Source organism: Arcicella sp. GW458-12-2-14-TSB2, from assembly GCF_059423785.1.
Map to the genome: position 1 here is coordinate 49109 of NZ_JBWKYN010000003.1, position 12837 is coordinate 61945.

Sequence of the window (12837 nt, forward strand, 5' to 3'; positions counted from 1 at the left end):
CTTTAAGATTTTAGACACTAGATTTTAGACTTTAGTATTTGTGATTTTAGGATTTTTAGAATTTAGGACTAAAAGATTTTGGATTTCGGTGAAAAATTACTCTTCACTCCGCATTCCAAACTCCTCACTCCAAATTCCGCACTCCATTCATTCTGCTCGTAAACTCTTTACAGGATTCATCAAGGCTGCTTTGATTGACTGGTAGCTTACCGAAATCAAGGCGATGATGATTGAAGCAATGGCTGCCAAAGCAAAAATCCACCAACTGATGTCTACTCGATAAGCAAAATCTTGTAGCCATTTATTCATTGCCCAATAGGCAATTGGCGAGGCTATTACAATGCCTAGGATGACCAACTTCAAGAAGTCTTTTGATAATAACTTCACAATCTGGCTTACTGATGCTCCTAATACTTTTCTGATACCGATTTCTTTCGTGCGTTGTTGAGTCGTAAAGGCTACTAAGCCGAATAAACCCATGCATGAAATCAGGATAGCAATGCCTGTAGCAGTATTTAATATTTTCGCAAAGCGTTCTTCTTTTTCATAGAATTTGGCAATACTTTCATCAAAGAAAGTAGGACTAAATTCTTCATAGCTATTTGGATATACTTCCTTATAAACCTTTTGTATTTTGGCTAATACAGCCTTGAAATCAGTAGAAGATTGTCCTTTGCTACGCACTTTCACGTTGAAGGCCGTTTCATATTTATTCTCCGACATCATGTATAAGGGCTGAATAGCCTTGTGCAAGGGTTGTAAATGAAAATCAGCTACTACTCCTACGATTGGTAAATTGATATCCCCCTTTCCTCCTGAATAAATCAAAAATTGACCAATGGCTTGTTCAGGATTATTGAAGCCCAACGCTTTTGCATAGCTTTCGTTAATCACAAATTCTTTGGCGGTATCGCTAGTAGTAAGATTTCTTCCAGCGATGATTTTCAAGCCATACATTGGGATATAATTGGCATCAACAGAGCGTCTGTGAACATCTAGCTTAACTTCTTTTTTCCCATTTCTATAGGTAACCCTGTTGGTAGAGTATCCATTTTTGGCTGGTTTATCACCGAGACTAACCATTTCTACTTCAGGAATTTGTTTTAGCTTTTGAATCAATACATTCTTCTTGTTACTTTCTGTATCGTGCCAATCGCTATAAAAATTAATGATAGCATCTTTCTTAAAGCCTAAGTCTTTATTAATCATAAACTTAGATTGCGTAGCGACGATGATTGTGCCTAAAATAAAAACTTGCGATGCCGTAAACTGAAACGTAATCAATGCTTTGCGGAGGAATGCCGTTCGACTTTGACCATTCACTACCTGATTTTTTAAAGATGATACAGGCTGGTAGGATGAAATAATCCAAGCAGGGTATAAGCCCGATAAAACACAGGTTACGACGGTAATGAGTATTAAAAAAGCAATAGTGTTTGGGTCTAAAATATTAAAATGCAGTTCTTTAGGTACGAAATCTTCAAATATCCAAAGGATGGGTTCTACAAACAAAACAGACAGCAATACCGCTAAGGTAGTAATGATGAGTGTCTCGCATAGAAACTGTATAATCAAGCTTTTACGATTGCTACCCAACACTTTGCGTACCCCAATTTCTTTTACACGTGTGATAGATTGGGCTGTGGCTAAATTGACAAAATTGATAGCGGCAATCAATAGTAAAAATACTGCGATACCTAGCAAGGCGTAAAGTGTTGGTAAATGTACTTGACGGGAAAAATTATCACCGAATTCAGCATTGAAATGAATATCCGACAAAGCTTGTAAACTAAGGGTACGACCAATATTCCATTCGTCTTTTTGGTCAAGATGCTTTTTTAGGAAAGTCGGAAACTTGGCATTGATATTTCCTGCTGTGGTATTCTGACTAAGTTTTACAAAGGCCATTGAACTAGAATTTGTATTGGTCCATTCGTCCAATTGAAATTCCTTTCTCCAGTTTTTTGTCTCTATGCTTTTAAAGGAAATAAAAACTTTAAATTTAAAATCAGAATTATCAGGCAATTCTTTTACAATCCCTGTTACGGTTGTAACCAAAGAGTCATTAAAGTATAATTGCTTCCCTAAAACCTGTTGTAAAGGAATTTTACCAAAATATTTTTCGGCTTCATTTTTTGTTAATATTACCTCATTAGGTGTTTGAAGAGCCGTTTTTTGATTACCTTCTAACCATTCGTAATTAAAAATGTTAAAGTATTGGGGCTGACAAATTAATATTTCAGCATTATTGCTTTTCCATGTTTTAGGCAAATTTTTATTGTCGTTTTTATCGTTTGGTACTGTTACTTTAGACTCCCAAACATGACAAGCCGTTAGGTATTCAATGCCTGGTACTTCCTGTAAGATAGATTCAGGCATAGGGGCAGATAAACCTGCATTAAAGAAGGACTTGCCATCTTGATTTTTAAATCCAGAGGTAATTCTGTAAATCCGTTCACGGTCGGGGTGAAAGTTTTCAAAACTCAATTCAAAGCTTACCAACAGGTAAATCACCAAGCACGCACTTACGCCAATAGCTAAGCCCAGAATATTAACCAAGGAATAGAGCTTGTTTCTAAACAAGATTCTCAAAGCGATTTTTAAGTAACTGTTGAACATAATTTTTAGACTTTAAGATTTTAGAAATAAGACAAAAGACTTTAGAATTTACGATTTTTAAGATAGTAGCATTAATGACTTTAGGACTAAAAGGCTAAAGCGTTTTGAGCTTAGGTAAAAAAATATCCTTCACTCCGCATTCAAAACTCCAAACTTCATTTATTCAGTTCTCAGGCTTTTTACGGGATTCATCAAGGCTGATTTTGTGGCTTCATAACTCACCGTTATTGTTGCAAAAAGTAGTGTAACAAAGAATGAAACCACAAAAATGTCAATGTTGATATTAATTCTATAAGCAAAATTCTGTAACCATTGATTCGCCGATAGCCATGCAACAGGCGAGGCTATCAAAAAGGCAATGATGACCAGTTTTGCAAACTCTTTACCGAATAGCCATAATATTTGTGGGACAGAGGCTCCTAAAACTTTTCGGATACCAATTTCTTTCGTTTTAGTTTCTGCCATAAATGCTACCAAGCCATATAAACCCAAGCAACCAATAAAAATAACAAGCAAAGCAAAGACATTCAGGAGTTTAGAAATCATGGTTTCTTGCTCGTAAAACTTCGCTATTCTTTCATCCATGAATGAAAACTCGAATACATTTTCAGGATAAACACTTTGCCAAATAGCTTTAATTTTATCAATTTTATCACTCGTCACTTGTCCACTTAGTTTTACGCCAGCAAACTGAAAGCTATTCTTTTGCATACCAATCACCAAGGGTTCGATTTTCTCATGAAACGAGCGTTGATGAAAGCTCCTGACAACACCTACGATGGGTGCTTTTATGCCAAATTCTCCCACTTCTATTTCTTTCCCTATTACTTCGTTTACATCTTTAATACCAAGTCGGGCTACTAGTTCTTCATTGATTAAAAATTCGCGGATGGTATCACTTCCGATAATGTTTCTACCAGCTATCAGGTTAATACCAAAGGTTGATAGGAAATTAGTATCTGCAAGCTTAGAGCGAGCTGGGAAGGCTTCCCAATCTCTACCCGCATACCTTATAGAACCTCCATAACCACTATTATCCGCAGGCGGACGAAAGCAAAAACTAACATTTTTTACATCAGGGTCTTGGCGAAGTTTATTCAATAACACATCTGTTTGGTAATGTCTTTCTCCAAAAACAGGAATGATTAAAAGTGCTTCTTTGTTGAACCCTAGGTCTGCATTTTTGAAAAAATCCATTTGTTGAAAAACCACAAATGTTCCGATGATTAATAATTGTGAAAGGGTAAATTGAACGACAACTAAGCTTCTCCTTATGGGAAAACCTGCAATTTGTTGATTGGTATTGTTACCCTTCAAAGCCTTGGTAACATTAAAACCTGATAATACAAAGGCTGGATAAAAGCCAGATAATAAAATAACTAATATGAAAAGTAAAGCCAAAAAACTAACTAATTGGTAGTCAATAGTAAATGTAAGATTCGTATGTGTCCATTCATTTAAAACGGGTAAGAATTGTTGTGTAAGTGCAATGGCTAAAACCAAAGATGAACTAACAATTAAGGCTATTTCGGCAATGAATTGCCAAAATAGGTGGCTACGTTTACTGCCAAGTAGTTTTCGGATACCTACTTCCTTATTTCTCTTTAAGGCTTGGGCTGTCGCCAAATTCACAAAGTTGATACAAGCTGTGATAACCAAAAACAAACCAATGATTACTAAAGTCCAAATGGTTTCTATCCTGATAATGCCTCTGTACAACGGATTAAAGTGAATATCACTCAAAGGTTGAAGATGGTGCTTAAAAACGTTGGCATCTGCGCCATGATATTTTTTAGAAAACGCTATCATTTTACGGTCAAAATCAGCGGAAGCAACATTGTTTTTTAACAAAACAAAAACTTCTTTATTGGAATCTATCCATCCCCAATCTTCAATATTCTGCTTTGGCTCTATGGTTTTAAATGACTCCATAGAGATAAACATATCCATTTTATTATCCGTATTTTCTGGATAATCGTTTACAACACCAGCTACTTTCAGGGTGAATTTATTATTAAGCTGAACGATTTTACCCATTGGATTTTCATCCCCAAAGTATTTTTTCGCTAGTTTTTTAGTCAGAACAACAGTGTTAGGTTCATTCATTACCAATGGGTTACCAGCAATCCATTGGTAATCGAAAATATCAAACCAATTTTTATCAGTATAAGCAATGCCTGTTTTTTCTAAGTAACGATCTATCTGAGTTGTACTTTTAGGAATACCAACGGTATAAGACATATTTTTGGCGATAAATGATGCCTTTTGTACTTCTGGTATATCATTCTGAATGGCTTTCACCATTGGGTAGGGGCTACCATTACCGTGTTCAAGATGGTCTTTACTGAATTGTAAATCACTTACTACCCTATAAATATTATCAAAGTTTTTATGGTACCCATCAACACTTAAATTGAATTTTACAAACACAAAAATCAATAAACCTCCTGTTAAACCAAGCGATAATCCCACGACATTAATTAGGGTATAATTTTTATGTCTTAGCAATGTCCTGAGGGCTATTTTAAGATGATTCTTTAGCATGACTTTTGAGGTTTTAAGATTAATGACTTTAGGACTAAAAGACTAAAAAAAATTGGGTTTCGGTAAAAAATACTCCTCATTCCTAACTCAAAACTCTACACTCCCTTTATTCTGTTCTCAGACTTTTAACTGGATTGGCAGAGGCAGCTTTGATGGCTTGGTAACTTACTGTCGCCAATGTTATCACCAAGGCTCCTAAGCCAGACAGTCCGAAAATCCACCATGAAATATCTGTGCGATAATTATATTTCTCAATCCAATTGTTCATAAAGAAATATGAAATAGGGCTAGCTATCAAGATGGAAATCATCACCAAAACCACAAAGTCTTTAGATAACAATTGCCATAAATTAAATACAGAAGCTCCTAATACTTTTCTGACACCAATTTCTTTCGTCCGTTGTTCTGCGGTGAAAGATGCCAAGCCAAAAATCCCTAAGCAACTAATGAAAATAGCAAGAATAGCAAAGAAGGTAGCCAACTTTCCAATGCGTTCTTCATTACCGAATTTCCTAGCGTATTGGTCATCCACAAATTTGTATTCAAAAGGTGCCGCAGGATTATATTTTCTGAACACCGTTTCTATTTTACTCAATGCTTCTCTTGAACTTGAGTTGGGGTTAATTTTCAGAATGATTACATTTTCCTGATCTTTTGAGATGTGGAATAACGATGGTCTAACAGGCTGATAAGGTGACTGAACCACCATATCTTTAATGACGCCCACTATTTTAAATGGTTTGCCATTCCATTTCAAGGTTGTGCCAATTGGATTTTTCAATCCTATAAATTTCACAGCCGCTTGGTTTAGTACAAATGCCAAAGAGTCAGTAGCATATTCTCTGGAGAAATCTCTACCATCCACAAATTGCCATCCAATTGTTTTCCCATATTCATAGGTTACACCATTATTAGGAAAATCAACCGCTAGATTTGGGTCTTTCCCTTCCCATTCAAAACCGCCATTTGTGTTCCATACTTCAGTAGTAGGGCTTCCAGATTCTGTCATTTCAACAATCGCCCCCGAGCTTTTTAGTTCACTACGGACAGTCTCAAAATGGTCATGAATATCAGGTGTTGCCATATTCATAATAATTAGTCCGTCGCGATTATAACCAATTGGGCGATTTTTAGCATGTTCTATTTGTCGAAATACGATGATGGTTCCGATAATTAAAGTAACAGAAACAGTAAACTGAATAACTACTAATACTTTACGAGGAATGGTAGCATAGCGACCTACCTTGAAAGTTCCTTTTAATACTTTTACAGGTTGGAAAGAAGATAAATAGAGGGCTGGATAACTACCTGCAATCAAGCCTGTGATTAAAGTAAAGAAGATACCTGTCAACCAGAAAAAAGGGTTAGTCCACAAAATATTCATCTTTTTGTCGGCCACTTCGTTAAAGAACGGCAAAAATAGCTGTACCAAAAGTATCGATAACCCAAATGCAAAAGCTACCACTAATAATGATTCGCTAAGAAATTGTGCAATCAACTGTGCACGAGCTGAACCAATAGCCTTACGGACACCTACTTCTTTGGCTCTTTTTTCTGAACGGGCAGTACTCAAATTCATGAAATTGATACACGCCAACAATAATACAAAGATGCCGATAATGCCAAATAGCCAAACGAACTGTATTCTTCCACCAATATTTACCCCATTTTTAAAGTCTGAATACAAATGCCAGTTGCTCATTGGTTGAAGAAAAACCTCAGGTTTGTATCGTTTTTCTTCTTTACCAAGGTTATTGAATTTTACATTGATGATTTTCTTTGAAACCTTATCGAAATCTGCATTATCTGCCAATTCCGCAAACGTCTGTGTAAAATTACTTCCCCAAGGATTATCCATCTTTTTAATCCAATCGTTGGTAATCAAGTATAACTCCCACGGTAAAATATAACTCATGTCTCTAAAGCTTGAATTATAAGGCAGGTCTTCATAAACCCCCGTCACTTTTACACTTGTTTTATTATCAATCTTCATCAATTTTTCCATCGGGTCTGTATCGCCAAAGTATGCTTTTGCGACAGACTCAGATAGCAGTATTGAATAAGGTTCTTTCAATCCTTCTCTGGTACCTTTCAACATTTTCAGCGTAAGCATCTCCGTTACTTTTGGTTCAAAGTAGTTGCCACTTTTAGTGAGCTTCTTTTCTCCAAAAGTCAAGATATGGTCTGATGTCCATGAAGACTGTAACACATATTTAAAATCACTTCCATAATGACTACGAATCTCTTCAGCCATCACCGCAGGGTTAGATTGCTGAGTAGCTTTTTCGCCATTATAAATATTATGTTGCATTACTTGAGCGATACGGTCGTAATGCTGATGATATTTATCATAAGAAAGCTCGTCCCAAATCCAAAGCCCAATGAGCATGGCAACTGCCATCCCTGTTGCCAAACCTGCAATGTTGATAAAAGAATAAACCTTGTGTCTAAGCAAAGTCCTTAATGCGATTTTTAAATAATTTTTTAGCATGATTTTCAAAATTTAGTTTTCTGAGGCGATTAAAATGTTTTAAATAGATTCAGCGTTAAATATGTCATTTTGGGGTTGGAATTTTATCAGTGTAAATCTGCGGTATTTATCTGCTATATCTGCGGGTAAAAAAACTCTACACTGCTCAAAACTCCTCACTCAAAACTCAAAATCATTCTGTCTTTAAACTCTTTACAGGATTCATCAAAGCCGCTTTAATTGCCTGAATACTCACCGTTAATATGGCAACCAATAATGCCAATGCACCAGCTACAGCAAAAATCCACCACGAGATTTCAGTTCTATAAGCAAAGCCTTGCAGCCAGTTGCTAGATACATACCAAGCAAGTGGTGCGGATATTAAAAACGCTAATAACACCAGTTTCAAAAAGTCTTTTGAAAGAAGGTTTACAAGGCTCAGTACAGACGCTCCCAATACTTTTCTGATACCGATTTCCTTCGTGCGCTGTTCTGCTATAAAAGCCGCTAACCCAAAAAGTCCAAGGCTTGAAATAAAAATAGCCAAGAAAGCAAACAGGCTAGATAAAGTACTTACTACTTGCTCGCTTCTGTATTGTTTGGCGTATTCTTCGTCGGTGAAATAATAAGTAAATGGATATTCTGGATTTAGTTTTTTACATAACGCTTCCAATTGTGCAATGGCTTCTGATGTTTTGCCCGCTTCTACACGCACAATGATGTTGCCTTGCTTGTATCTATCGCTTAGGTAAGTAATCATAGGTCTGATAGGTGTGTGTAAAGATTGAAAGTGAAAATCTTTCACCACCCCAATAATTCTACCTTTTGCTCTGCCCCAAGTAACTGATTCGCCAACAGGGTTTTTAAAACCCATTGCTTTTTGTGCCGTTTCGTTGATGATAAAGCCTAATGAATCTGATGCAAAATCTTTTGAGTATTCTCTGCCTGCTATCACTTGAAGATTCATCGTTTTGGCAAAATCGTAGCCAACACCCACTGGCGTAAACCTTATTTTATCATTAGGATTACTGCCTGGCCAACTGATGGCCTCTGTACCATCCCCAATACCTGCGGGATTGGCAGTCATGTGAGACATATATTTGATGCTAGATAGGTGGGAGATTTCTTCTTTTAGAATATTATATTTCTTATTCAGATTGCCCTCCACAGGAAAATAGAGCAAGTTTTCACGGTTAAACCCTAAGTTTTTGTGTTGGATATAATCTATTTGGCGATAGATTACAATCATGCCTATCACCAAAATGATAGAAAGTGAGAATTGAAAAACAACCAAGCCTTGTCTTAACCAAGTAGATGCTGAGTCGAATTTCAACGTACCTTTTAATACTTTAATAGGGTTGAGAGACGACAGGAAGAATGCTGGATAACTACCAGCGACAATACCCGTGATAAAAGTTAGCCCTATTAATAAACTCCAGAATGAAATTTCATTGATAGGTAAAACGATTTCTTTGCCAGTAAGACTATTGAAAGAAGGCAATAATAGCGTAACAAGTAATATAGCAATAGTAATCGCAAAAATAGTAAGCAACATAGCCTCGCCGATAAATTGCTTGATTAGCGCAGTGCGAACAGCCCCCACTACTTTACGTACGCCAACTTCTTTGGCTCTTTTTGCCGAACGTGCCGTTGCCAAGTTCATGAAATTGATACAGGCAATTAATAGAATAAACACTGCCACAATGCTAAATAAACGAACGTATTCAATGCGTCCACCTTCCATTTCAGCATTTTTGAAATTGCTATTCAAATAGTATTCATGAAAAGGCTGCATGGCCAATTCGGTTTTATCCAAACCCTTTCTATATTTATCTAGTACATGCTTAATCTTATTGGCTACTAGCGTAGGATTAGCATCTGGTCGAATCATAAAAAAAGTCAGTGGGTCTGTACTGCCCCAATCTTTGGCCCATTCATTATCAATAACGTAAGCATCCCAGCTACGTAAACAATCAAACTTCAAGGTGCTATTTTTCGGTAGGTTTTCAAAAACAGCCGTAATAACTAAATCGTTGCGATTATCATAACGGATTGTTTTGCCAATAGCTGCTTCTGGACTACCAAAAAAGATTTCAGCCATTTTTCTCGAAATAGCAAGGCTATTCAGGTCTTTTAATGCAGACGCTGGACTTCCTTGTAATAGTTTGAAGCTAAACATTTTAAAAAAGTCTGCTCCAGCTACGTTGGTTTCTTGTTTATTCACTTTGTCGCCCACCATAAATGTTTGGCTACTAGGCCAAGAAAAAGCGGTTGACATTTGAATTTCAGGAATTACTCTTTTTAATTCTTCTGCTAATGGTCCGGGTGTCCAGATTACTCCTTGCGTTTTTCCACTAAAAAATTCCTTCATGTAAATTCTATACAATTGGTTTTTATTAGCATGAAATGCATCAACACTTCGTTCATCCTGAACCCAAAGCATAATCATTAGGCTACAAGTCATACCAAGGGCTAATCCAAGAATATTAATCACTGAAAAAACCTTGTTTCTCAGCAAATTACGGAATGCGATTTTTAGATAATTATTGAACATGATTTTTGTGACTTTAGGATTTTAAGATTATGGACTTTAGGATGCTGGACTTTATGACTTTAGGATTTTTGTTAGAGAATTACAAAACATCTAATGACACTCCTTTTATTCTGTTCTCAAGCTTTTTACTGGATTCATCAAGGCAGACTTAATTGATTGAAAACTGACGGTCAACAAAGTGATTAGTAATGCTCCAAGACCAGTTACAGCAAATATCCACCAAGAAATGTCTGTGTGATAAGCATAATTTTGAATCCAATTATTCATAAAATAATAGGAGAGAGGTGTGGCAATTATAAAGGCGAGTAATACTAACACTACAAAATCTTTTGATAGCAATTGCCATAAATTAAAGACGGTAGCACCCAACACTTTTCTGATACCAATTTCTTTGGTACGCTGTTCGGCTACAAATGAGGCCAAACCAAAAAGTCCTAAACATGAAATAAATATGGCAAGAATAGCAAAGAAGGTAGCTAGTTTACTGATACGTTCTTCATTATCGAATTTTTTGGCATATTCTTCATCTACGAAATTGTAATCAAATGGTTGTGAAGGGTTATACTTTTTAAAGACAGATTCAATTCTACTTAAAGCAACAGTCGCACTTATTTCAGGATTTATTTTAGCAAGAATATACGCTACATCATCCTTTGTAAAGGTATAAACAGTAGGTTTTACTGGTTCATAAGGCGATTGTATGATTACATCTTTTACTACTCCAATTACCGTAAAAGGTTGTTGAAACCACGAGATAGTTTTACCAATTGGTTGTGCTAAGCCCATTAATTTAACAGCCGACTCATTCAAAATCAATGCTGTAGAGTCTGATGAAAAGCTTTTGGAAAAATCCCGCCCTTCTTTCATTTGCCAACCTATGGTTTTACCATAATCATACGAAATACCAATGTTTGGAATTTCTGCTAGTATATTGGGGTCTTTTCCGGGCCAATTAAACTCAGTACTAGATGACCAATTTTCGGTAGTAGGAGCAGACGTTTCACAAAGACTAATAACTGCTCCTGTTTTTAATAATTCGTCTTTTACGACATCAAAGTGTTTATGAATTTCATTAATCGCTTGTGGTAAAGACACCAATCCATTTGTTTCATAACCAATAGGTCTATTTTTAGCATATTGTATTTGTCGAAAAATTACGATTGTACCAATAATTAAAGTGATTGATACCGTAAACTGCATTACTACCAACACTTTGCGTGGCATGGATGCAAAACGACCTACTCTGAAAGAACCTTTCAGTACTTTAACGGGCTGAAATGATGATAAATAAAAGGCTGGATAAGTACCCGCTATTAGTCCTGTAAATAAGCTAAAACTTATACCTACTAGCCAAAATAAAGGATTTGACCATAAAATAGTAATATTTTTATCGGCCAATTCATTGAAAAACGGTAAACATAATTGAACGAAAAACAACGCTAGGATAAAGGCAAAAGTGACCACTACAAATGATTCACTAAAGAACTGTGAAATCAATTGGCTACGGGCAGAACCAATGGCTTTACGAACACCTACTTCTTTGGCTCTTTTTTCACTTCTGGCAGTACTTAAATTCATGAAATTGATACACGCCAAAAGCAATACAAATATGCCGATAATACCGAAAAGCCAAACATATTGAATGCGTCCACCAATGTTAAAGCCGTCTTTAAACTCAGAATATAAGTGCCATTTGCTCATTGGTTGTAGAAATAGCGTTGGTTTTAATTTAGCTAGTTCTGCATTTACCTTTTTTAGTTTTGCGTCTTTTATCCTAAAAGATACTTTATCGAAATCAGCCTTATCTGCAATTTGAACGTAAATCTGGAATGCATTGGCTCTCCAAGGGTCATACATTGTTTTAACCCATGTGTAGCGATTGTAAAATAATTTGTATGGAGCAATGAATGAAACCGAATGAAAACTAGAATTACTAGGAAAGTCTTCGTAAACACCAGTAACTTTTACAGCATACTGGTTATCCATTTTAATAATTTTATTGATTGGGTCAGTATTACCAAAAAGAGCTTTTGCTACTGATGCTGATAACATAATAGAATAAGGGTCATTCAAACCCTTACGGGATCCTTTCAGTATATTTACCCCAAGCATTTCAATGCCTTCAGGTTCAAAATAATTACCTATTTTCAGAAACTTATTATTCCCATAGCTTAAAACATTCCAAACATCGCTTTCACAAAGCACCACATGCTTAAAGTCACTACCATAGGTTTTCCTAAGTTCTTCTGCCAAAGGATATGGCACGCTTTCTCTGGTTTGTACTTCCCCATTATTGCTGATGTGTTGCATCACTTTAGCAATGCGGTCATGGTTTTTATGATATGTATCAAAGCTCAGTTCATCCCACATCCAAAGCCCAATTAGCATAGCTACTGCCATACCAACTGCTAGTCCACCAATATTAATGAACGAATAAACCTTGTTGCGAGTAAGGTTTCGGAAGGCTATTATTAGATAATTTCTGAACATGGTTTTCAAAGTTTTAGGTTGGTAATATCATTGAAAGATGCTGAAAGTTTTATGATTTAGATATAGCGTTTTTACCCGCTGATTTTCAGAGATTTTTTTCGCTGATTTTCGCAGATACTATTTGTCAGCGAAAATCAGCGATATTAATCTGCAATATCAG

The 12837-nt window shown here is 36.1% G+C and carries 5 protein-coding genes; all 5 read right to left on the reverse strand.

What is annotated here, in order from left to right:
* Window positions 1–147 precede the first annotated feature (147 nt).
* The gene (locus AC07XN_RS00790) at window positions 148–2619 is read right to left on the reverse strand and encodes an ABC transporter permease (RefSeq protein WP_494741689.1); all 2472 of its coding nucleotides are present in this window, start codon (window positions 2617–2619) and stop codon (window positions 148–150) included.
* 159 nt (window positions 2620–2778) lie between these two features.
* A complete protein-coding gene (locus tag AC07XN_RS00795) occupies window positions 2779–5163 on the reverse strand; it encodes an ABC transporter permease (protein ID WP_494741690.1) in 2385 nt (794 codons plus the stop codon).
* Between the two features lie 106 nt (window positions 5164–5269).
* Window positions 5270–7654 (reverse strand): ABC transporter permease, encoded by a 2385-nt coding sequence (locus tag AC07XN_RS00800; RefSeq protein WP_494741691.1) that lies wholly within the window; start codon window positions 7652–7654, stop codon window positions 5270–5272.
* Between the two features lie 172 nt (window positions 7655–7826).
* On the reverse strand, window positions 7827–10187 hold the full coding sequence (locus AC07XN_RS00805) for an ABC transporter permease (RefSeq protein WP_494741692.1): 2361 nt from the start codon (window positions 10185–10187) through the stop codon (window positions 7827–7829).
* 105 nt (window positions 10188–10292) lie between these two features.
* A complete protein-coding gene (locus tag AC07XN_RS00810) occupies window positions 10293–12677 on the reverse strand; it encodes an ABC transporter permease (protein WP_494741693.1) in 2385 nt (794 codons plus the stop codon).
* Window positions 12678–12837: the final 160 nt, after the last annotated feature.